Below are 20619 nucleotides of genomic sequence, written 5' to 3' on the forward strand. Positions count from 1 at the left end.
GGGTCGGGCCCATGTACTACAAGGCACTCGGCTGGGCCGTCTGGAAGGGCGGCACCTGGTACCTGCGACGGCGCTACGGCACCGCGCCGAAGAAGATCGGCGCGGGCGCGCTCGTAGCCGCCGGCATCGCCGCGGGCATCGTCGTCGCGCAGCGCCGCTTCGCCTCGCACCACGACGACTGACGTTTCGGCGCGGCCGATGTTTGCGGCCCTGTGCGCTTCTCGCAGCTTTCGTGTGGGCTTCCTGCAGGACTGCATTCATCGGCGCCGACGGCTCGGCACGCGTCCGCGTCGCGGGATAGCCTGCGGTCTTCAACGCCTTTGCGATGCGCCTCATGAACCCGCCAGAACCTCCGCCTGACGACGACGCGCCCTTCGGCGACGCCAACGTCGTCGACCCTCTGGTGCTCGCCGAGCGCCGCGCGCAGCGTGCGGAGCTGGGCGAGCAGGTCGCGTCGCGCCGCGCCGCCGACGCACAGGCGCTCGCCGCCGAGCTGGCGGCCGAACGCGCGCGCCTGGAGGCCGAGCTGGAGCAGGCCCGGCGCGAGCCCGAGCGCCTCAGTCGCCTCGTCGCCGAGCGCGAACGCGCCCTCAGAGCAGCCGAGCAGCGCTCGCACGGGGAGGAGGCGCAGCGGATCGAGGCCAGCGAGGCGCTCGCCGACCGCACCCGCAACTTCGAGGCGCAGCTGGCGGACCTGCAGGCGGGCGCGCAGCGCGCCGAGGCCGCGGCCGCGGCGCAGCGCGAGGAGCTGCAGGCGCGCGTGGCGCGAGCGGAGGCTGAGGCGAGCGCTCAGCGCGAGGAGCTGCAGGCGCGCCTGGCACGCGCGGAGGCCGACGCGAGCACCCAGCGCGAGGAGCTGCAGGCGCGTTTGGCACGAGCGGAGGCCGAGGCGAGCGCCCAGCGCGAGGAGCTGCAGGCGCGTTTGGCACGAGCGGAGGCTGAAGCGGCGGCGCAGCGCAGCGACCGGAGCGAGCGCGCAGAGGCGGCTGACGAGTTGGCCGCGCGGGTCGCGGGTGCCGAGGCGCTCGCGCAGGAGCAGCGCAGGGAGCTGGCCGAGCAGACGGAGCGGGCGCGCCAGGCGGCGGCTCGCGCGGCGTCGGAGCTGGGAGCGCTGCGCGCGCGGGTGACGGAGGCCGAGCAGGTCGCCGCCGCCGCCGAGTCGGCGCGTCGGCGGGCGGAGGCCAAGCGCGCGGCCGCGCGCGAGAAGCGCCGCCGCGTCGTCGAAGAGCTCGAGCAGCTGGAGATGGAGCTGGCCTCCGCGCGCGCGGAAGCCAGCGCGGCACGCGAGGGCGCCGACGCCGTTCTCGTCGAGGTCGCCCACGAGCAGGCCGAGCGCGAGGCGCTGCGCACCGAGCTGATGCAGGCGCGCGCCGAGCGCGACGCCCTCCGCAGCGAGCTCGACCGCACTCGCGACGAGCACCACGCCGCAGCCGAGCAGCGTGCCGACGCGGTGCTCGCGGCGGCGGGTGCCGCGGAGCAGGCCGAGCAGGACGGGCCGGAGGATTCGGGCTTCGCGCTGGATCGTGCCGCGCATGAGTCGGACGCCGCCGCACCAGGACCGCATGCCGGGGATCGATCCCCGTCTGCCGCCCCCGGCGCACCGGCCGACTGGGCCGGCCGCCTGCGCGCCGAGCTGACGCTCGCGCGGGCGCGTCGTGGTGTGGCCGCGGGCGAGACGACGAGCGGCGCATCACCTGCGACACATGCCGATCCGCCGAGCGCTGGCGCGTCCGCGCTGGAGCGCGAGCGACGGCTGGTCGACGAGCGCGCGGCCGCGCGGGCGCTGAATCCGGGCGGTGTGACGCCACGCGCGCTCGTGCCGCCGATCGATCAGCCGCTGACGGCCGCCGGCAGAGGGTCGGCGCGAGCGATATCGGTGACCGCGCTGGCGCTGGAGCGCGAGCGTTCGGGGCGCCTGCAGGCGCGGCTCGACAGACAGGCCGAGACCGAGCGCGAGCTGCGCGAGCAGGTCGTCGCGCTCGAACGCGCCGTCGCGTCGCGGATGGACGCGGAGCAGCGGATCGAGGGCGCGCTGAGGCGCGTTCGCGGCGAGCTCGAAGCCGCCAACGCGCTGCGGATGCTGACCGAGCGCGGCTCGCCGACCCGGTCGCTGATACCTGCGGCGGACAACGACCCCGAGGCGACCGCCGCGACGAGGGTCTCGCAGCCGCCGCTGGTCGAGCGGCTCGAGGTGGGCGCGGCGGAGCCGGATGCGCCCTCCGCGGTTGCGCCGACTGAGTCGGCTGCGCCTGCAGAGCCGGACGCACCTGCAGCTCCGACTGCGTCTGAGGAGGGAGTCGTGTCGCCGGAAGCCGACGCGGTCGCTGATCCGGCCGCTGTGCCGGCCGCGCCCCTGCCGGGCTTCGACGCCAACCGACTCAACGCCGCTCGCGAGCGGCTGCGGGCGACCGCGCCGCCGGTGGACGAGGACGATCAGGCGACGCTGCCGCCGGCTGACGACGAGGATCAGGCGACCGCGCCGTCGGCGCGCGAGGCGGACCAGTCGCCGGCGACGACCGTCGCCGTGCGCACGGCAACGGCTGTCCCCGCGCCGACGGGCCCTCCGGCGCCGTGGCTGCCGCTCGCCCTGAGGCGGCTCGGCCGCGACGATCCGGAGACGGCCGGGCGGATCGTCGTGGGGATGCTGCCGGCACAGGGGCTCGTCGCGACGCGCGCGCTCGCGTACGACCTGGTGCTGTCGGACCGTGGCACGGTCTCCGTCGACGTGAGGGACGGGCAGGCGGTGGTCAGAGCGCTTGACGGTCCGCGCGACGCGCACGGGCTCGACTTCCGCGTGATATCGACGCACACCGGTCTCGCCAGGCTGCTGCTGACGCGCCGCGGACTGCGCCGCCGGGCACGCGTGCGCGGCTCCCGCCGCCGCCTGCGCGAGCTGCGGGCGCTCACGCGCGAGCCGCTCGCGCTGCGGGACCTCGCGGCCAGCGGCGCGACGCTGGAGCCGGCGCTGGCGCTGTGGCTCGCGGCGTTGGCGATCGACTCGTCCGCGACGTTCGGTCACCGCTTCACGATCGCCCACGCGCCGCTTCCGGGCGGTCCGCCCGACGCCTGGCTGCGGATACAGCACGGCGCGCCCCTCTCCGTCCTGCGCACGCGCCCGGGTGAGGAGCCGACCGTCACGCTGCGCTGCACGAGGGGCGCACTGCTCGCGCTGCTGGCCGGCATCACCCCGCCGCCCGGCGAGGGCGGCGTGATCGACGGCGATCTCGCCGCGCTCGAGCGCATCCGCAGCTGGATCCGCCAGACCGAGTTCCCCCACTCCTGAGCGGGCGGCTCGCGCGCCGCGCTTGCTCGCCCGCGCCGCTGACCTGCGGCCACGGCGTCCTCTTGGCGTGTCCGATTTCCACCACCGCCAGTTTGCTGTGGTTATACGACAGCAAATTTGCGCTCCTCGGTCACGCGGGTGCCGGTGCGCGGGAACCGGCTCGTGGCCCGACACGCCGCGGTTAGGCTGGCGCCGATGCTGGAGGCGCCGCCACTGGGCGAGGTTTTTCATGGTCCCGCCAGCGCGCAGACGCGCGCGCTGGAGCGGACGCTGCGGCGCACCTGGATCCCGCTCGCGCGCTCGTGGCGACTGACCCCGCGCGGCATCCGCCTGCTCAAGCGCGTCACCGATCCCAGCGGCCGCGTCCCGGTGCTGCGCGGGACGCGCGTCGTGCCCGCGCGGGTCGGCGGCCGCCCGGCCGAGTGGGTGCTCGCCCCGCGCGCGCTGGAGCAGCCCGGCGTGTCGCCGCACGCCGCCCCCGCCACCGACGCCCCGATCCTGCTCTACCTGCACGGCGGCGGGTACGTCTTCGGCTCCCCGCGCACGCATCGCAACCTCGTCTCGCGGCTGTCGCACGTAAGCGGGCTCGCCGCGCTCTCGCTCGACTACCGACTGCCGCCGGAGGCGACGCTGCCGGCGCCGATCGAGGACGCGCTGGCGGCGTACGCGCAGCTGCTGGCCGAGGGGCGCAGCGCGGAGCGGATCGTCGTCGCGGGCGACTCGGCCGGCGGCAACCTCGCGCTCGCGCTGGCGCTGCACGCCGTCGAGGCGCGGCTGCCGCGACCGGCGGGACTCGTGCTGCTGTCGCCCTGGGCCGACCTGACGCACAGCGGCGAGTCGTTCACGCGCAACGGGCTGATCGACCCCTTCATCCCGCCGGTCGCGCTGAAGCGCTTCGCGCAGGTCGCGGCGGGCGGGGCGGACCCGGCCGGCTGGCGCATCTCGCCGCTGTTCGCGCCCGAGCAGCTGTGGCGCGAGGCGATCCCGCCGCTGCACATCCAGGTCGGCTCGACCGAGCTGCTGCTCGACGACGCGCGCGCGATCGCGCGGCGCTCGCACGGGACGGGACTGGCGGCGGGGGCCGGCGCGGACGGCGCGGCGAGGAAGGCGGACGGCGCCGACAGCGCGGCGGGAGCCGACGACGCGCTCGCCCGCCCTGCCGAGATGCACGTGTTCGAGCGCCAGCCGCATGTCGTGCCGCTGTGGGCCGGGACGCCGGAGGCGCGCACGGCGCTGCAGCTGATCGGGCAGTTCGCCAGCTCGGTGTTGGCACCTGCGAGCTCTCCCGCGCCACCCACGATCGATGACGCGGCGACTGCGGCGGAGCTGCCGCCGGAGGCCGACGCGCCGCGATCCCAAACGGCGCCGGGCGATCCGTAAGGTGTCCGCGGGGCCGCCTATTCTCACTATCCCGATGTCTTCCTCCTCAGCTCAGGCCTGCGCCCACCTCCACGTCCACTCCGAGTACTCGCTGCTTGACGGCGCGTGCAAGATCGAGGCGCTCGCGGCCCGTGCCGCGGCCTTCGGTCAGCCCGCTCTCGGGCTCACCGACCACGGCGTCATGAACGGCTCCGTGGAGATGTACAAGGCCTGCAAGAAGCACGACATCAAGCCGCTGATCGGCTGCGAGGTGTACGTCGTCGACGACCGGCACTTCCGCAACGGCAGAGCGGAGCGCAACCACCTGACGCTGCTGGCGCAGAACGACGTCGGCTACAAGAACCTCGTCAAGCTCTCCTCGACCGGCTTCCTCGAGGGCCTGCACCGCGGCAAGCCCGGCGTCGACTTCGAGATCATGTCGAAGCACTCCGAGGGCATCATCGCGCTCACCGGCTGCCTCGCCTCGCGCTTCTGCCAGCGGCTCGTCAACGACCGCCCCGAAGAGGCGCGCGCGCACGTCGACGACCTGATGAACATCTTCGGGCGCGAGCAGGTCTACTTCGAGGTGCAGAAGAACGGCATCGCGGACCAGGACAAGGCGAACGAGGGGATCGTGCGGATCGCGCGCGAGGTCGGCCGTCCGCTCGTCGGCACCGGCGACGTCCACTACCTGCGCCGCGAGGACTACCACCACCACACCGCGCTGCTGTGCGTTCAGACGAAGTCGACTTTGGCCGAGCCGAAGATGACGTTCGACACGAACGAGTTCTACCTCAAGTCCAACCAGGAGATGGCGGACGCGTTCGCCGAGTGGCCGGACGCGCTGCCGACGACGCTGGAGGTCGCGGAGCGCTGCAACGTCGAGATCCCGCTCGGCGGCCAGTTGATCCCGAGCTACCCGACGCCCAACGGCGAGGACGAGAGACAGTACCTGCGCGACCTCGTGCTGGAGGGGATGCACCGCCGCTACGGCACGCCGCTGCCGGCCGAGGCGGTCGAGCGGATGGAGATGGAGCTGGCGGTCGTCGACAGAATGGGCTTCAACGCCTACTTCCTGATCGTCTGGGACTTCGTCAGATACTCGAAGGAGAACGGCGTCGCGGTCGGCCCGGGCCGTGGTTCGGCCGCCGGCTCGATCGTCGCCTACACGCTCGGCATCACCGATGTCGACCCGCTCGCCTACGACCTGCTGTTCGAGCGCTTCCTCAACCCCGAGCGCGTGTCGATGCCTGATATCGACATCGACTTCTCCGTCCGCGGCCGCGAGCGCGTGATCAGATACGTGACGGAGAAGTACGGCAGAGCGTCGGTCGCGCAGATCATCACCTTCGGCAAGATGTTCCCGCGCGCCGCGACGCGTGACGCCGCGCGCGTGCTGGGCCACGACTACGGCGCCGGCGACAAGCTCGCGAAGCTGATCCCGGATCCGATCATGGGCCGTCCGCCGTCGTTCGAGGACTGCCTGCAGCCTGGCGAGCCGCTGCGTGCGGAGGTCGACTCCAACCCGGTCTCCAGACAGATCGTCGACGTCGCGCAGGGTCTCGAGGGGATCGTGCGCAACTCGTCGATCCACGCCGCCGCGGTCGTGATCGCCGGCTTCCCGCTGACCGACATCGTCCCGCTGCAGCTGGCCGACGCCGGCACCGACGCCAGAGGCGACAAGGTCTACCGCACGGTGACGCAGTTCTCGATGAAGCCCGTCGAAGAGCTGGGCCTGCTGAAGATGGACTTCCTCGGCCTGCGCAACCTCGACGTGATCGAGGACGCGCTCGACATCATCGAGCGCTCGACGGGCGCGCGGCCGGACATGACGACGCTGCCGCTGGACGACGCCAAGACGTACGAGATGATGGCGCGCGGCGACTCGGTCGGCGTCTTCCAGTTCGAGTCCGAGGGCATGCGCGAGTCGCTCAAGAAGGTCAGGCCGACCGAGCTCGAGGACCTGATCGCACTCAACGCGCTCTATCGCCCGGGCGCGATGGACCAGATCCCGGCGTACGCGCGCGGCAAGCGCAACCCCGACGGCATCTCCTACCCGGACGAGCGTCTGCGGCCGATCCTCGAGTCGACCAAGGGCGTGATCCTGTACCAGGAGCAGGCGATGCAGATCGCCAAGCAGCTGGCGGGCTTCTCGGGCGCCAAGGCAGACGACCTCCGCAAGGCGATCGGCAAGAAGAACCGTGCGGCGATGGCACAGCTGCAGCCGGAGTTCGTCGCCGGCTGCCGCGCGTCGAACATCCCGGAGCAGGTGATCGAGTGGCTGTGGACGACGAACGAGAAGTCCGCCGACTACTCGTTCAACAAGTCGCACGCCGCCTGCTACGCGCTGATCGCGTACCGCACCGCCTGGCTGAAGGCCAACTACCCGGCCGAGTACATGGCCGCGCTGATCTCCTCCGTGATGGACACGAAGGACAAGGTCCCGTTCTTCGCCGCGCAGGCGGAGCAGATGGGGATCGAGATCCTGCCGCCGGACGTGAACGAGTCCGACCACGACTTCATGGTCGTCGCCGGCAACATCCGCTTCGGCCTCGACGCCGTCAAGGGCGTCGGCTACGCGGCCGTCGAGGCGATAAAGCGCGCCCGCGAGGAGGACGGCCCCTTCACCTCGCTGTGGGACTTCTGCGAGCGCGTCGACAACAAGTCCGTCAACAAGAAGGCGATCGAAGCGCTGATCAAGTGCGGCGCCTTCAGCTCCACCGGCGCCTCCCGCAAGGGCATGCTGTCGGTGCTGGAGCAGGCGCAGGCGTCCGGCCAGAAGGCGCAGCAGGACGCGCTGATCGGCCAGGGCTCGATCTTCGACCTCGGGCCCGAGGTCGGCGGATCCGGGGCGGCGGCGGCCGCGTTCGCCGCGCCGACGCATCCCGGCATCCCGGCCGAGGAGTTCGACCAGGCCGAGATGCTCGCGGCCGAGAAGGAGTCGATCGGCCTGTTCATCTCCGCACACCCGCTGAAGGCGGTGCGCGAGGCGATGCGCGCGAAGGTCGACTGCACGCTGGCCGAGCTGACGGACAGAAAGGACGGTGACTGGGTCACCGTCGGCGGCATCATCACGCAAGCGAAGAGACTGCGGACCAAGAGAGGCGACCACATGATGTTCGCCACCCTCGACGACCTCGAGGGCACGGTCGAGATCCTCATCTTCGGCAGAGTCCTGGCCGCCTCCGAGGAGGCGTTCGAGATGGACTCCGTGATCACGCTGCGCGGCCGCGTCGACCACAAGGACGCGTCGAAGACGACCGTCGTGGTGCAGGAGGCGGAGTTGTTCGCGCCGACCGAGGAAGAGGTCGAGAAGGCGAAGGAGGAGGCCGCGAAGGTGCCGGTCGGCCCGCCGCCGTTCCGTCTGCGTCTCGACGCGACCGCCCTGCGCGCAACCGTGATCGACGACCTCAAGTCGGTGATCGAGAACTTCCCCGGCGAGTCGCACGTCTACCTGGAGATCCACACCTCCGTCGGCCCCCGCACCCTGCGCCTCGGCCCGACCTACAAGGTCGCCCGCAACGCGGCCTTGCAGGCGGAGTTGGACCACCTCCTCGGGAGCGCGATGCTGGAAGCACCGGCTCCCGCGGCGGCTTAGCCTCTACGGGCCTTCAACCCTCTTCTGCGGAGTCTGTTCGCGTAGACGATCTCCTCCGCCGTCGTCCCTCTCTTGTCCGGCCCAGGCGTCTCCAGCACGACGGGGAGGTCCTCGAAGCGGGGTTCGGAGAGGAACGCGCTTATGCCCGCTTCGCCGATCTCGCCCTCGCCGAGGTTGGCGTGGCGGTCGCGGTTGGAGCCCAGCGGCGTCTGCGAGTCGTTGAGGTGCACGGCGCCGAGGCGGTCGAGGCCGACTGCCGCGTCGAAGCGGTCGACCGTCTCCGTCAGCGCCTCGATGCTGCGCACGTCGTAGCCGGACGCGAGCAGGTGGCAGGAGTCGAGGCAGACGCCGAGCCGTCTGCCGCCGCCGGCGGCGTCGATCAGCTCCTGCAGCTCCTCGAACGAGCGGCCGAGCGTGCCGCCCGTGCCGGCGGTGTCCTCCAGCAGCAGCAGGCTGTGGTCGGTCTCCGCCAGCGCCTCCTCGAAGACCTTCCCGGCGCGCGCGATCGCCGGCCCGACCTCGCCTCTCAGCGCCGAGCCGGGGTGCAGCACGACGCTTGCGCCGATCCCGTCCGCGACGCGCAGCGACTGCTGCAGCGAGGCGAGCGACTTCTTGCGGATCTCGGGATCCTCGCTGGCGCAGTTGATCAGGTAGACCGCGTGGATCAGGACCGCGTCGATCGGCGAGTCGTCCATCGCGGCTCTGAAGGCGGCGAAGTCGTCCTCGGAGTACGCGGTCGGTCTCCACATCCGCGGCGACTGGTTGAAGATCTGGATCGAGCGGCAGCCTCTCTCGACACCGCGCTCGACCGCTTTGTCGAGACCTCCGGCCTGTGACACGTGGGTGCCGATTAGCATGCTGACTCCATGAAAGTTCGATTCGCTCCTTCTCCGACAGGCGCGCTGCACATCGGCGGCGCACGCACAGCCCTCTACAACTGGCTGCTCGCCCGTGGCAGCGGCGGCAGGCTGGTGTTGCGGATCGAAGATACCGACCGCGAACGCTCCACCCCCGAGAACGTCGAGCAGATCCTCGACGCGCTGAGCTGGCTGCAGCTCGACTTCGACGAGGGGCCGATCTTCCAGACGGCGAACGCGCCGCGCCACCAGGAGGCGCTGCAGAAGCTGCTCGACTCCGGCCACGCGTACCGCACGACCGCGACCGGCGACGACGTCAGAGCGTGGAAGGCGCAGCACGGCGACGACCGCGGCTATCGCGGCACGCCGCAGGACGCGGGCGCGATCCGCCTGCGCGTGCCCGACGACGGTGAGACGGTCGTACACGACGCGATCCGCGGCGACGCGACCTTCCAGCACGTGCACATGGACGACCCCGTGATCGCCCGTGCGGACGGCTCTGTGCTCTACAACTTCGCGGTCGCGATCGACGACCTCGACGCCGGCATCACGCATGTCGTGCGCGGCGAGGACCACCTCTCCAACACGCCCAAGCAACTGCTCGTGTTCGAGGCGCTCGGCGAGAGAGCGCCCGTCTACGCGCACCTGCCGCTGCTGCACGGCCCGGACGGCAAGAAGCTGTCCAAGCGCCACGGCGCCGCCTCCGTGCAGGAGCTGCGCGACCAGGGCTACCTGCCCGAGGCCGTCAACAACTACGTCGCGCTGCTGGGGGCCGGCTTCGACCCCGAGCGCGAGCTGTTCACCGTGCAGGAGCTGTCCGAGCTGCTCAGACTCGAGAGAATCTCGAAGTCGCCGGCCGTCTTCGACGAGAGAAAGCTGCGCCACATCAACGGCATCTACCTGCGCGAGCTGTCGGTCGACGAGCTGACGAGCCGGCTGGAGACGTTCACGGGTCGCAGCGGACTGCGCGACGCGGTCGAGATCAGCCGCGAGAAGATCCAGACGCTCGCCGACTTCTGGCCGCTGGCCGGCTTCTTCTTCGACGGCCCCGGCGACGACGCCAGAGCGTGGGAGAAGACGTTTGCGGTCGAGGGCTCGCACGAAGGCTTGCAGGCCGCGCGCGACGTGCTGGCGACGCTGGAGCCGTTCACGCAGGAGTCCGTCGAGGCCGCTCTGCGTGGGGTGCTGGAGGCGAACGAATGGAAGCCCAAGCACGTCTTCCAGCCGGTCCGCGTGGCGATCGCGGGCACGACGATCTCGCCCGGGATCTTCGAGTCCGTGGCGCTGCTGGGACGCGATCAGACGCTCGCGCGCATCGACGCCGCATTGGCGCGTATCGGCGCCTGAGCCCATTGACGGTCTGTCAAGCTCGGTTGCCCTCAACTCGAAGGCCTGGGATGCCGATAACCTGAACGGATCGGGACAGCGGCTGACCAGGCTGGGCTGGGCGATCCCCTCGGCACGCATGAGGCGGCCGAGGCTCATGAGAACGCCATGACGCCACCGACACTCACCGCCAGCTTGAGCTCTCCGGCCAACGCCACCGACGCCGGTTTTCCGCGCCACCACAACGAGGGGCACGGGCGTCGGCTGACGGCCGCCTTCGAGGCGCTCGAAGCCTTCCCCGTGCTGGCGGAGTCGCGCAACCGCGTCCTGCGCCTGTTCACGCAGGAAAGGCCGCCGACCGCCGAGATCGTCGCGGCGGTCGAGTCCGACGTCGCGCTCGCGATCGCGACGCTGCGGCTCGCCAACCGCGTCGACGGCAGGTCGCGGGGCAGAGTCGACTCCGTCGTGAAGGCCGTCAGCGTGCTCTCACCGGCGGCCGTGCAGGCGCTCGCGAGCCGCGCCCGCACGTTCGACTTCTTCGAGCGCAGCGGCATCTGGGAGGGAACGCCCGAGCGCTTCCGCCTGCACGGCGTCGCGACGCAGCGCGCGGCCGACCGGCTCGCGACCGAGCTCGGCTACGAGGACCGCGACCGCCTGATGGTCACCTCGCTGCTGCACGACATCGGCAAGCTCGTGCTCAGCCACGCCTACCCGGGCTACCCGAGGCAGGTCCACGGCGACGCCAGAACGCCGGAGGAGCGGATCCACCGCGAGCGGCGCGAGTTGGGCGTCGACCACGCGCTCGTCGGCGGCGTGCTCGCGCGCCGCTGGGGCCTGCCGAAGTCGATCGCCTCGACGATCGAGCGCCACCACAGCGACGACGCCGACGGCGAGGCGGCGCTCGTGAGGTTGGCGGACATGCTGGCGCACTACGGCCATGGCGAGGCCGTCTCCCCGAGCGAGATGCTGTCGACGGCGCGCCTGGTCGGGATCGGCCCGGCGGAGCTGCGCGCGGTGATGTACGACCTGCCGTACTCCTCCGGCGCCAACCGCCAGCGCGCGCTCGACCCGTGCCCGCTGTCGACGCGCGAGACGGATGTGCTCAGACGCCTCGGGCAGGGCAAGGTCTACAAGCAGATCGCCCACGAGCTGGAGCTGTCGACCAGCACGGTCCGCACCCACCTGCACAACATCTACGGCAAGCTGGGCGCGGTCGACCGCGCCCAGGCTGTCCTGATCGCGACCGAACGCGGCTGGATCTAGTGGCGCGCCGGACACGGCGGCCGTCACCCGACCCACCACGGGCCGCTGCGCGGCTCTACGCGGCACTCAGCAGCCGGTGACGCGAACGCACGAGATGGGTCAGCAAGGCCGCAACCGCAACCCCGGCGGCGTCGATCGCGACGTCGCGTGGCGCTCCGGAACGACCGGACACGAACGTCTGGTGAAACTCGTCCGTGCCGGCATAGCCGATCGCAATCGCCGCCGCGATCCAGCCGGCGCGACGGTCCCAGCCGAGCGCGCGCAGCCACAGCAGCCACAGCAGGCCGTACTCGAACATGTGCACGAACTTGCGCCCGACCAGGTCGATCCAGCCGAGGTCGGTGCCGAGGTTGGGCTGCGCCGAGAGGTAGTAGATGACGCCCATCAGGGCGAGTGGTGGACCAAGACGACCGGTCCAGTGTGCGAGCCGTCGCGCCTGTGACATACCATCGGTCATCCTAAGGAACGCGCGATGATCTCGATCACCACTAAATCCCCCTACGCGCTGCGCGCGCTGACCGAGCTCGGCCGCCTCGGCGCGGCCGGTCCCGTCCCGATCGCGGAGCTGGCGCGCCGCCGCGACATCCCGGTCCAGTTCCTCGAGCAGCTGTTCGCGGTCCTGCGTCGCGCCGGCGTGCTGAGATCCCAGCGCGGCGTGAAGGGCGGCTACAGCTTCGCGAGAGCGCCGAGCGAGATCACGGTGCTCGAAGTCGTCGAGCTGCTCGACGGCTCCTTCGGCGCCGACTCCGAGGGCGTCTTCGAACAAGCCGCCGCGGCCGCCCGCGCCGTGCTCGAACAGACGACCGTCGCCGACGTGATCGAGCGCGAAGCGCGCGACGCCGGCGCGGCGATGTACTACATCTGAGCCGTCGCGGCTCCTCCGACGGCCCTGTGACCCCGATCGCCGGCAACCCGCTCGCGACGCTCGCCTCGACCCCCACCGGACGGCGGCTGCTCGCGGTCGCGAGCGATCCGCGGGCAGAGACGGGCCGCACCGGCCGGCGCGCGCCCGCGATGGCCGGTGCGATCGAGGGCGTCGCCGTGATCGGCGACGCGCTCCCCGACCTCGTCGACGGGCGGACACCCGCGCGGATCGAGCTGACCTGGCCGGGCGAGCCCGCGGAGCTGGCGCAGAAGCTGCGCCGGCGCTTGGGCGGAGATCTCCGCCGACGGGCGTGGCACGACCTCATCGAGCTGCGGGCCGTCGACGGCTCGCTTCAGACGCTGCGCGTCATCCCGCACGGTCGCGGCGCTGGCGGCGCCTGGAGCGATCCCGTGCTGACGGTGCGGGCGGCGAAGCTCGGGCTCGACGGTCGCATCGAGGACCCGACCGGGGACCTTGCGAGACGCTGCGTCCGCTTGGTCGATCCCGATGGGTTCCGCCGCCGGCCTGAGGCCGTCGTGCACCTTGCGCGGCTGGGTGCGCGCCCGAACTGGACAATCGAGCCGGCGACGCTCGCGGCGGCGTGCGAGATTCGCCGCGACGGGGCCCCGGCGACGGCGCCGGTCGTCCACGTCGGCGCGGCGCTGGCGACCCTGCTCGTCTGCGCGGAGCCGATCGCGGCGCTGGAGCTGCTGCAGCAGCTCGCGCCGGACGTCCCGCTCGCCGACGGCGTCGAGGTCGACGGGGAGCGCCTGCGCGCGGCCTTCGCCGCACCGCCGGCCACGCGTGTCGACGCCGTCCTGCGGGCGCTCGCGCCGGGCGCGAGCCGCCACCGCATCGTCGCGTTCCGCGCCGGCGCGGGTCTGCGGACGCTGAACGGCGTGACCGAGCCCGCGCACGGCCGCTCCGACTACGGCACGTGGTCGTGGTCGTCGCGTCTTGCCGGCTGCGCGCCGCGCTGACCCGGCGGGCGTCGTCGCTCCCGTCCGTCCTACTCGTCGCCCTTCACCCACCTGGCGTCGCGCTGGACGCCGCGCAGGGAGCGGCCGAGTCTTTCGCGGTTGCGGGCGGCGGCGCGTCTGTCGTCGACCCAGGCCTGCTCTCTGGCGAGCTTGCGCCAAGCTTCCAGGCGCTCGGGCGGGACCACTTCGCGCACCGCGCAGCCCGGCTCGGTGTCGTGCTGGCAGTCGGAGAAGCGGCAGGCGAGCGCCAGCTCGACGACGTCCTCGAAGGTGTCGTCGACGCCGCCGTCCCACATGCCGACCTCGCGCATGCCGGGGGTGTCGATCAGCAGGCCGCCGTTGGGCAGCGACAGCAGCTCGCGCGTGACCGTCGTGTGGCGGCCGCGTCTGTCGGACTCGCGCACCTCGCCGGTCGCCTGGCGCTCCTCGCCCAGCAGCGCGTTGACGAGCGTCGACTTGCCGGCGCCCGAGGGACCCAGCAGGACCGCCGTCGCGCCCGGCGGCAGCAGGCTGCGCACCGCGCCGATGCCGTCGCCGGTGCGGACACTGACGGCGATCGCGTCCGGCACGCCGATCTCGCGCGCCAGCCGCAGCGCGGTCGCGTCGGCCTCGGGGTCGAGGTCGGACTTCGTCAGCAGCAGCGCGACCGGCACGTCGCCGGCGCCGGCGATCGCGACGAGCCGCTCGGCGCGGCGCTCGTTGGGCTCGGGCAGCGGCTCGGCGACGAGCGCCAGCTCGACGTTCGCCGCCAGCACCTGGCGCTCGGCCCGGCCCTCGCCGACCGCGCGCCGCACGACGACGCCGTGGCGCGGCAGCACAGCGGCGATCGCGTCGCCGTCGTCGAGCGCGACCCAGTCGCCGGTGACGGGCGGGCCGTCGGCCTCCTCTCTCAGCTTCGCGCGGGCGTGCACGAGCCGCGGCTCGAGCGCGTCGGGCTCGGCCACCAGCCAGACGCCGCTGTGCTGCGACAGCACGCGCGCGGGGATCAGCGCCTCTTCGTCGAGGGCGTCGCAGGCCGCGCGCAGATCTGTGCCGAGGTCGTCGCGGCGGCCGATGCCAGCGGGGAAGAGCGTCACGGTGGGGATCTTGACACGCGCCCGGCGAGCGGCCGGGCGGCCGCTGTCAGAATCCGCGCATGAGCGCCGACGACTACCCGAAGATCGAGCTGCACGTCCACCTCGAGGGTGCGGTCTCACCCGAGCTGCTGTTCGCGGCTGCGGCGCGCAACGGCTTCGCGCTGCCGGTCCAGACGCCGCAGGAGCTGCTCGAGTTCATGCGCTTTCGCGACTTCGACCACTTCATCCGCTCGTGGTTCGCGACGACGCCGGCGCTGCAGACCGAGCGCGACTACCGCGAGCTGGTCGTCGACTACGCCCGCCGCGCGCAGTCGCACGGCGCGGTCTACCTGGAGGGGATCTTCTCGCCGACCGACAAGGTCTCCTCCGGGATCGCGATGGAGACCGTCTTCGCAGGCTTCACCGACGGCGTCCAGCAGGCGCGCGAGGAGCTCGGGATCGAGGTCCGCCTGACGCCCGACATCACCCGCAGCGTCGACCTCGACGTGGCGAAGGCGACCGCCGAGCTGGCCGTCCGCTACAAGGACCGCGGCGTCGTCGGGCTCGGGCTCGGCGGCCCGGAGGCGCAGTGGCCGCCCGAGCCGTACGGGCCCGCCTTCGAGATCGCGCGCGCCGGCGGGATCGGCTCCGTCCCGCACGCCGGCGAGGTCGCCGGCTCGGAGTCGGTCCGCGGCGCGCTCGACGCGCTGCACGCCGATCGCATCCGCCACGGCGTGCGCGCGGTCGAGGACCCCGGCCTGCTGCGCGAGCTGGCCGACCGCCGGCTGGTGCTCGACGTCTGCGTGTTGTCGAACGTCTGCCTCGGCGTCGTGCCCGACGTCGCGCATCATCAGCTGCCGCAGCTGATCGCCGCCGGCGTGCCGTTCACGGTCAACACCGACGACCCGACCTTCTTCGCCTGCGAGCTGGGCGACGAGCACGCGGCGGCCCGCTCGCTCGGCGCCGATCCGCGGGCGCTGTTCGACGCCGGCGTCGCCGGCGCGCTCTGCGAGCCGGAGCTGAAGCAGCGGCTGCGGGCGCTCGGCGACGCGTACGCGTGGGGAGGGTGAGCGGCGCGCGCCGCGCATGCGCGGGCGGCTGCGCCGTCGCGCGGGCCGCGTACGCGTCGGTCGGCCGAGCGCGGCCGCCGGGCGCGTCGTCCGCTACGCCGCGACGGCCTCGCGGCGCGCGTGCTCTTCGTCGACGAGCTGCTTGATGACGGTGAACTCGCCGGTCGGCAGCTCGTGCACGGTCGTGAGCGCGGGCGCGTCGGTCGCGACGGCGACGGCGGGCATCGACGCGACCGGCTGCCGGTAGCGGATCACGCAGGCGAGCGCGACCGCGGCGAACGTGCCGGCGACGACGTTGCCGACGCCGAGCAGCACGGCGCCGAGGCCCGCGAGGTTGACGTAGCCCGTGATGACGTTGACGGCGATGCCGATCAGCCAGCCGGTCGGCGACTGGCCGTCCGACGAGCGCGTGCGCACCATCGTGCGGATGTGCGGCACCGTGCCGGCGAAGCCGAGCACGATCGCGAGGGTCGAGGCGATGGAGATGAGGGTCATGGCGAGCGAGGAGGATCGAGGTACCGAAATCGCAGTATGCGCGCGATCGTTGCGTGCGCAAGGGGTCTGTGACCTCACTCACAGCGCCGTCGACGCGCGCTACCGGTTCGAGTACATCCCGTTCGGCAGCTTGAAGAACGTGCCGCAGGCGCCGAGCTCGCAGTCGGCGTACTGGTCGCCGATGTTGAGCGTGATCACCTGCCCGCCGCGCTCCAGTCGCTTGCGCACGCCGGACTTGAACGGCCGCACCGATTCGCGTCTGTCGCGGGTGGGGCGCAGGAACAGCTGGTATCTGCCGCGATAGCCGGCCGCCCGCAGTTGCTGCAGCGTCTGTCTGCGGACGTAGTCGGGGCGGTCGCTGATGAAGACGATCGTCACCCCGGTGCGCCGCACGAAGCGGTACAGCTCCAGCACCTGCGGGATCGGCGGATGCGGGTCGAGCACGACGCAGGCGTTTCTGCGCGCCCATCTGAATCTGCCGCGCTTGATGCACTCGTAGGACGTGATCGCGGTCTCGTCGACGTCGAAGACCGCGACGAGTCTGGCTGGATCTGCGGCGCGTCTGACGCGCTGGCGCAGATACGTTCTCGCCTGCTTCGTCGCCTCGGTGACTTCGCCGGCGTAGGTGCCCTCGTACTGCGCTTCGATCTGATCGATCTCCTGCGCGTTGGGCCCGATGCGGTCGGCTCCGACACCGGGCGCGACGGCCACCCCGAGGGTCAGAAGCGCGGCGATCGCAAGCGTCCGTGCGGATGTCGACATGGCAGACCATTATGGTTCCTCGCGCAATGCCGCGAATTCCGATCAACATTGCCGACCACGTTGGGCGCACGCCGATGGTCCAGCTGACCCGGATCGCGCCCGAGGGTTTGCACGCGGACGTCTTCGGCAAGCTGGAGGCGTTCAACCCCGGCGGCTCCGTCAAGGACCGCATCGGCGTCGCGATGATCGAGGCGGCCGAGCGCGACGGGCTGATCGAGCCGGGCCGCACGACGATCGTCGAGGCGACCAGCGGCAACACCGGGATCGCGCTCGCGTTCGTCTGCGCCGCGAAGGGCTACGACCTCGTGCTGACGCTGCCGCAGGGGATGAGCCGCGAGCGCGAAGGGCTCCTGCGCCTGTACGGCGCGCGCTTCGAGATCACGGAGTCGCTCGGCGGCATGAACGAGGCCGTCGACGCCGCCCGCGCGATGGCCAGAAGCGACGAGGTCTTCCTGCCGGACCAGTTCAGCAACCCGGCCAACCCGGCCGCGCACTTCCGCACGACCGGTCCCGAGATCTGGGAGACGATGGACGGGCGCGTTGACGTGCTGGTCGCCGGCGTCGGCACCGGCGGCACGATCACCGGCACCGGCGAGTTCCTGCGCGAGCGCAACCCGCAGCTGCAGGTGATCGCGGTCGAACCGCGCACCTCGGCGGTGCTGTCGGGGCGCCTGCCCGGGCCGCACAAGATCCAGGGGATCGGCGCCGGCTTCGCGCCGCCCGTGCTCAACCGCGCGCTGCTGGACGAGGTGATCGCGGTCGACGACGAGGACGCGATCCGCACCGCCCGCCTGCTCGCCAGCCGTGAGGGCGTGCTCGCCGGCATATCCTGCGGGGCGGCCGTCTGGGGCGCGCTGGAGGTCGCCAAGCGGCCCGCATCGAGAGGCAAGCGGATCGTCACGATCCTGCCGGACTCCGGCGAGCGCTACGTCTCGACGCCGTTCTTCGCACCGTAGACCGCGGCGGCCTGCGCGCGCTCGACTACGCTGTTGGTCATGGCCGGATTCCGCACGCTCGCACGCGTCGCAGGCGAGATTCGCAGGGACGTGCGCGCCGCACAGGAGCGCGACCCCGCCGCGCGCGGTGTCGGGCCCGCCGAGGTGCTCGCGATCTGGCCCGGCGTCCACGCCGTGCTCGCCCATCGCGTCGCGCACGCGCTGTTCGAGGCGGGCGTGCCGATCGTGCCGCGCGTCATAGCCGGCTTCTCGCGCGCGCTGACGGGGATCGAGATCCATCCGGCGGCGAAGATCGGCTCCGGCTTCTTCATCGACCACGGGATGGGCGTCGTCGTCGGCGAGACCGCGGTGATCGGCGACGACGTGACGCTCTATCAGGGCGTCACGCTCGGCGGCACCGGCTTCGCGACCGGCAAGCGCCACCCGACCGTCGAGGACAACGTCACGATCGGCTCGGGCGCGAAGCTGCTCGGCCCGATCACGATCGGCCACGGCTCGAAGATCGGCGCCAACACGGTCGTGATCCACGACGTGCCGCCGAACTCGACCGTCGTCGGCAACCCCGGCCACCCGGTGCGGATCGACGGCAAGCGGCCCGAGGGCCCCGACGCCGACTGGGTCCACCTGCCGGATCCGGTCGCGGACGCGATCAAGGGGCTCGCGAGCCGCATCGGCGCGCTGGAGCGGGCCGTCAGCGAGCAGGCCGGCGACAACGGCGCCGACGCGCGCGGCAAGCGTGAGCCGGAGCCGGAGCTGCCGCAGGTGCGGCCCGCGCGCGGGCCGAATCCGGCCGGCGGCTGAGCGGCGCGAGAGCGGGCCGGATCCGGCCGGCGGCCGGCGCGAGAGTCGTCCGGCTAGGAGGCGTTCGCCGCGCCGTCGGACGCGGGCGTGGCGGTCGCGGCCGCGTCGCCGGCCGTCACGCGTGCCAGGGCGGCCGGTGCGCTGCTGCGCAGCTGCGGCACGCGCCACATCGCTTCCAGCGCGATCGAGGCCGACATCTTGCTCGTGCCGATCGTGCGGTCTCTGAAGACTATGGGGACCTCGGTGACGCGGAAGCCCGCGAGCACGGCGCGGTAGGTGATCTCGATCTGGAAGACGTAGCCCTGCGAGCGCACGCTGTCCAGCTCGATCGCCTCCAGCACCTCGCGCCGCATGCACTTGAAGCCGCCGGTGAGATCGCGCTGCGGGAGTCGCAGCACCGTCCTCGCGTAGGTCGAGCCGCCGCGGCTGATCAGGCGCCGCAGCGGACCCCAGTCGCTGACGCCGCCGCCCGGCACGTAGCGCGAGCCGAGCACGACGTCGGCGTCTCTGGCGGCGCTCAGCAGCGCCGGCAGGTACTGCGGGTCGTGCGACAGGTCGGCGTCCATCTCGCAGACGAACTGCGCGCCGGCCGCGAGCGCGTGGGCGAAGCCGGCCAGGTACGCGCGCCCGAGCCCGTTCTTCTCCTTGCGGTGCAGCACCTCGACGATCCCGCCCAGCTCCTCGCCGAGCCGCTCGGCGATCGCTCCGGTGCCGTCCGGCGAACCGTCGTCGACGACGAGGATGCGGTGATCGCCCGGTGCGGCGAGCGCGAGCTGCTGCGCGACCAAGGGCAGCAGCAGCTGGATCGAACCGGCTTCGTTGTAGGTGGGCACGATGACCCAGACAGCTGGTGCCATGCGGCGGCGAAGCTTAGTGGACCGGTCCCCGGAGTGTGGCTTCAGCATGGACGGATCGACGGCCCGGAGCGCGGACATCCGGCCGATTCGCGATGATCCCGTGTGTCGTATGCGACTCGAGGACCTGCTCAGGCTGATCCGAGGACCGGCCCGCCCGACCCCGCGGCAGCTGCGCTACCGCCGCCGGCGCGTGACCCTGCTGGCCGGACTGGCGGGGCTGGCGCTGATCCTCGGCATGGTCGCGGGCGCCGGTGCCGGCAGCGACTCCGGCGGCGTCGCGACCGCGGCGACGAAGATCGGCTGGTACGGCCATCTGAGAATGCTCGCGGGCGCGGGCAGGGGCTCGCTGTCGCTGGAGCAGCGCGCGGCCGAGAACGCCGCGATCGACAGAGCGCTCGACAGAACGCCGTTCATCCGCATGGGCGGCAAGCAGACGAGACAGATAGCGCTGACGTTCGACGACGGCCCGGGGCAGGACACCGAGGCGCTGCTCGACCTGCTGGAGAGACTGCGCGTGCCGGCGACCTTCTTCATGCTCGGCAGGAACGTGCCCGAGTACCCCAATGCGGTGAAGCGGCTGATCGACGCCGGCGTGCCGATCGACGACCACTCGATGGACCATCCCGCGTTCGCGTCGCTGTCGGAGGCCGACCAGCGCGCGCAGGCGGCCGGCGCCGCGCAGGTGATAGAGGACGCCGGCGCGCCCTATCCGCGCCTCTTCCGCCCGCCCTACGGCTCCTACAACCAGACGACCCACGCGGTCCTCGGCAGCCTCAGAATGCTGTCGGTGCTGTGGTCGGTCGACAGCGAGGACTACACGAAGCCGGGGGTCGACCGGATCGTTCAGAACGTCGTCTCGGCGATACATCCGGGCGCGATCGTGCTGATGCACGACGGTGGCGGCGACCGCACGCAGACGATCGCGGCGGTTCAGCAGATCGTGCCGCAGCTGCGTAGAGCGGGCTACAGATTCGTGACGGTGCCGCGGCTGCTGCTCGACAACCCGCCGTCGGCCGACGACCAGGGCCTGCCGCCCGGCTTCAACCCCAGCGGCGCGGGCTGAGCCGACGCGGCCGCGCGGCCGTCGCGCCG

The 20619-nt window shown here is 72.3% G+C and carries 18 protein-coding genes; 12 read left to right on the forward strand and 6 right to left on the reverse strand.

All coding sequences use genetic code 11. The features are described 5' to 3' along the window. The first annotated feature begins 11 nt into the window (after positions 1-11). From Q7L65_RS20680 to dnaE, 4 genes are all read left to right on the forward strand, one after another. On the forward strand, positions 12-182 hold the full coding sequence (locus tag Q7L65_RS20680) for a hypothetical protein (protein ID WP_304724057.1): 171 nt from the start codon (positions 12-14) through the stop codon (positions 180-182). 152 nt (positions 183-334) lie between these two features. Beyond that, a complete protein-coding gene (locus tag Q7L65_RS20685; RefSeq protein WP_304724058.1) occupies positions 335-3283 on the forward strand; it encodes a hypothetical protein in 2949 nt (982 codons plus the stop codon). A 195-nt stretch (positions 3284-3478) separates the two neighbouring features. Continuing rightward, the gene (locus Q7L65_RS20690; RefSeq protein WP_304724059.1) at positions 3479-4663 is read left to right on the forward strand and encodes an alpha/beta hydrolase fold domain-containing protein; all 1185 of its coding nucleotides are present in this window, start codon (positions 3479-3481) and stop codon (positions 4661-4663) included. Between the two features lie 34 nt (positions 4664-4697). Beyond that, the gene (dnaE, locus tag Q7L65_RS20695; RefSeq protein ID WP_304724060.1) at positions 4698-8240 is read left to right on the forward strand and encodes a DNA polymerase III subunit alpha; all 3543 of its coding nucleotides are present in this window, start codon (positions 4698-4700) and stop codon (positions 8238-8240) included. Here the strand turns inward: dnaE and Q7L65_RS20700 are convergent. After that, a complete protein-coding gene (locus tag Q7L65_RS20700; protein WP_304724061.1) occupies positions 8237-9097 on the reverse strand; it encodes a deoxyribonuclease IV in 861 nt (286 codons plus the stop codon). The two genes, dnaE and Q7L65_RS20700, sit on opposite strands and share 4 nt — an antisense overlap. Before the next feature lie 9 nt (positions 9098-9106). On the opposite strand from Q7L65_RS20700, the gene gltX reads away from it, so the two are divergent. Then, the gene (gene gltX, locus Q7L65_RS20705) at positions 9107-10444 is read left to right on the forward strand and encodes a glutamate--tRNA ligase (RefSeq protein WP_304724063.1); all 1338 of its coding nucleotides are present in this window, start codon (positions 9107-9109) and stop codon (positions 10442-10444) included. Between the two features lie 174 nt (positions 10445-10618). Further along, positions 10619-11686 carry an HDOD domain-containing protein gene (locus tag Q7L65_RS20710; RefSeq protein WP_304724064.1) on the forward strand — a complete coding sequence of 356 codons (1068 nt, stop codon included), beginning with the start codon at positions 10619-10621 and terminating at the stop codon, positions 11684-11686. Positions 11687-11741: 55 nt separating this feature from the next. On the opposite strand, the gene Q7L65_RS20715 is transcribed toward Q7L65_RS20710, so the two are convergent. Continuing rightward, positions 11742-12071 carry a VanZ family protein gene (locus Q7L65_RS20715; protein ID WP_304724065.1) on the reverse strand — a complete coding sequence of 110 codons (330 nt, stop codon included), beginning with the start codon at positions 12069-12071 and terminating at the stop codon, positions 11742-11744. 87 nt (positions 12072-12158) lie between these two features. Between Q7L65_RS20715 and Q7L65_RS20720 the strand changes: the two genes are divergently transcribed. Beyond that, positions 12159-12551, forward strand: a complete 393-nt coding sequence (locus Q7L65_RS20720; protein ID WP_304724068.1) for an Rrf2 family transcriptional regulator — start codon at positions 12159-12161, stop codon at positions 12549-12551. A gap of 26 nt (positions 12552-12577) precedes the next feature. Next, a complete protein-coding gene (locus Q7L65_RS20725) occupies positions 12578-13531 on the forward strand; it encodes a hypothetical protein (RefSeq protein ID WP_304724069.1) in 954 nt (317 codons plus the stop codon). Positions 13532-13560: 29 nt separating this feature from the next. Here Q7L65_RS20725 and rsgA read toward each other — a convergent pair whose 3' ends face one another. Next, positions 13561-14607 (reverse strand): ribosome small subunit-dependent GTPase A, encoded by a 1047-nt coding sequence (rsgA, locus tag Q7L65_RS20730; protein WP_304724071.1) that lies wholly within the window; start codon positions 14605-14607, stop codon positions 13561-13563. Positions 14608-14666: 59 nt separating this feature from the next. Between rsgA and add the strand changes: the two genes are divergently transcribed. Further along, on the forward strand, positions 14667-15656 hold the full coding sequence (gene add / locus Q7L65_RS20735; protein ID WP_304724073.1) for an adenosine deaminase: 990 nt from the start codon (positions 14667-14669) through the stop codon (positions 15654-15656). A gap of 93 nt (positions 15657-15749) precedes the next feature. Here the strand turns inward: add and Q7L65_RS20740 are convergent, their stop codons facing one another. Both Q7L65_RS20740 and Q7L65_RS20745 read right to left on the reverse strand, forming a co-directional pair. Then, positions 15750-16151 (reverse strand): hypothetical protein, encoded by a 402-nt coding sequence (locus tag Q7L65_RS20740; RefSeq protein WP_304724075.1) that lies wholly within the window; start codon positions 16149-16151, stop codon positions 15750-15752. A 99-nt stretch (positions 16152-16250) separates the two neighbouring features. Next, positions 16251-16913 carry an HAD family acid phosphatase gene (locus Q7L65_RS20745; RefSeq protein ID WP_304724077.1) on the reverse strand — a complete coding sequence of 221 codons (663 nt, stop codon included), beginning with the start codon at positions 16911-16913 and terminating at the stop codon, positions 16251-16253. Positions 16914-16939: 26 nt separating this feature from the next. Here Q7L65_RS20745 and cysK point away from each other — a divergent pair, with 26 nt between their 5' ends. Beyond that, positions 16940-17869 carry a cysteine synthase A gene (gene cysK, locus Q7L65_RS20750; protein ID WP_304724079.1) on the forward strand — a complete coding sequence of 310 codons (930 nt, stop codon included), beginning with the start codon at positions 16940-16942 and terminating at the stop codon, positions 17867-17869. A 39-nt stretch (positions 17870-17908) separates the two neighbouring features. Then, entirely contained in the window at positions 17909-18670 is a 762-nt protein-coding gene (epsC, locus tag Q7L65_RS20755; protein ID WP_304724081.1) for a serine O-acetyltransferase EpsC, read from the forward strand. Positions 18671-18723: 53 nt separating this feature from the next. Here epsC and Q7L65_RS20760 read toward each other — a convergent pair whose 3' ends face one another. Further along, positions 18724-19527: a polyprenol monophosphomannose synthase gene (locus tag Q7L65_RS20760; protein WP_304724083.1), complete on the reverse strand. Its 804-nt coding sequence runs from the start codon at positions 19525-19527 to the stop codon at positions 18724-18726. A 109-nt stretch (positions 19528-19636) separates the two neighbouring features. Here Q7L65_RS20760 and Q7L65_RS20765 point away from each other — a divergent pair, with 109 nt between their 5' ends. Then, on the forward strand, positions 19637-20590 hold the full coding sequence (locus tag Q7L65_RS20765; protein ID WP_304724085.1) for a polysaccharide deacetylase family protein: 954 nt from the start codon (positions 19637-19639) through the stop codon (positions 20588-20590). Positions 20591-20619: the final 29 nt, after the last annotated feature.

This window comes from Conexibacter sp. CPCC 206217, assembly GCF_030646165.1.
Classification (GTDB): Bacteria; Actinomycetota; Thermoleophilia; order Solirubrobacterales; family Solirubrobacteraceae; genus Conexibacter.

Bases quoted from the DNA above. Each gene is read 5' to 3' on its own strand.
- epsC (WP_304724081.1), top strand. From the start codon at position 17,909: ATGGCCGGATTCCGCACGCTCGCACGCGTCGCAGGCGAGATTCGCAGG.
- Q7L65_RS20690 (WP_304724059.1), top strand. From the start codon at position 3,479: ATGCTGGAGGCGCCGCCACTGGGCGAGGTTTTTCATGGTCCCGCCAGC.
- Q7L65_RS20715 (WP_304724065.1), bottom strand. From the start codon at position 12,071: ATGGGCGTCATCTACTACCTCTCGGCGCAGCCCAACCTCGGCACCGAC.
- gltX (WP_304724063.1), top strand. From the start codon at position 9,107: ATGAAAGTTCGATTCGCTCCTTCTCCGACAGGCGCGCTGCACATCGGC.
- Q7L65_RS20745 (WP_304724077.1), bottom strand. From the start codon at position 16,913: ATGTCGACATCCGCACGGACGCTTGCGATCGCCGCGCTTCTGACCCTC.
- Q7L65_RS20680 (WP_304724057.1), top strand. From the start codon at position 12: ATGTACTACAAGGCACTCGGCTGGGCCGTCTGGAAGGGCGGCACCTGG.
- Q7L65_RS20720 (WP_304724068.1), top strand. From the start codon at position 12,159: ATGATCTCGATCACCACTAAATCCCCCTACGCGCTGCGCGCGCTGACC.
- add (WP_304724073.1), top strand. From the start codon at position 14,667: ATGAGCGCCGACGACTACCCGAAGATCGAGCTGCACGTCCACCTCGAG.
- Q7L65_RS20760 (WP_304724083.1), bottom strand. From the start codon at position 19,527: ATGGCACCAGCTGTCTGGGTCATCGTGCCCACCTACAACGAAGCCGGT.
- Q7L65_RS20685 (WP_304724058.1), top strand. From the start codon at position 335: ATGAACCCGCCAGAACCTCCGCCTGACGACGACGCGCCCTTCGGCGAC.
- Q7L65_RS20740 (WP_304724075.1), bottom strand. From the start codon at position 16,151: ATGACCCTCATCTCCATCGCCTCGACCCTCGCGATCGTGCTCGGCTTC.
- Q7L65_RS20700 (WP_304724061.1), bottom strand. From the start codon at position 9,097: ATGCTAATCGGCACCCACGTGTCACAGGCCGGAGGTCTCGACAAAGCG.
- cysK (WP_304724079.1), top strand. From the start codon at position 16,940: ATGCCGCGAATTCCGATCAACATTGCCGACCACGTTGGGCGCACGCCG.
- Q7L65_RS20765 (WP_304724085.1), top strand. From the start codon at position 19,637: ATGCGACTCGAGGACCTGCTCAGGCTGATCCGAGGACCGGCCCGCCCG.
- dnaE (WP_304724060.1), top strand. From the start codon at position 4,698: ATGTCTTCCTCCTCAGCTCAGGCCTGCGCCCACCTCCACGTCCACTCC.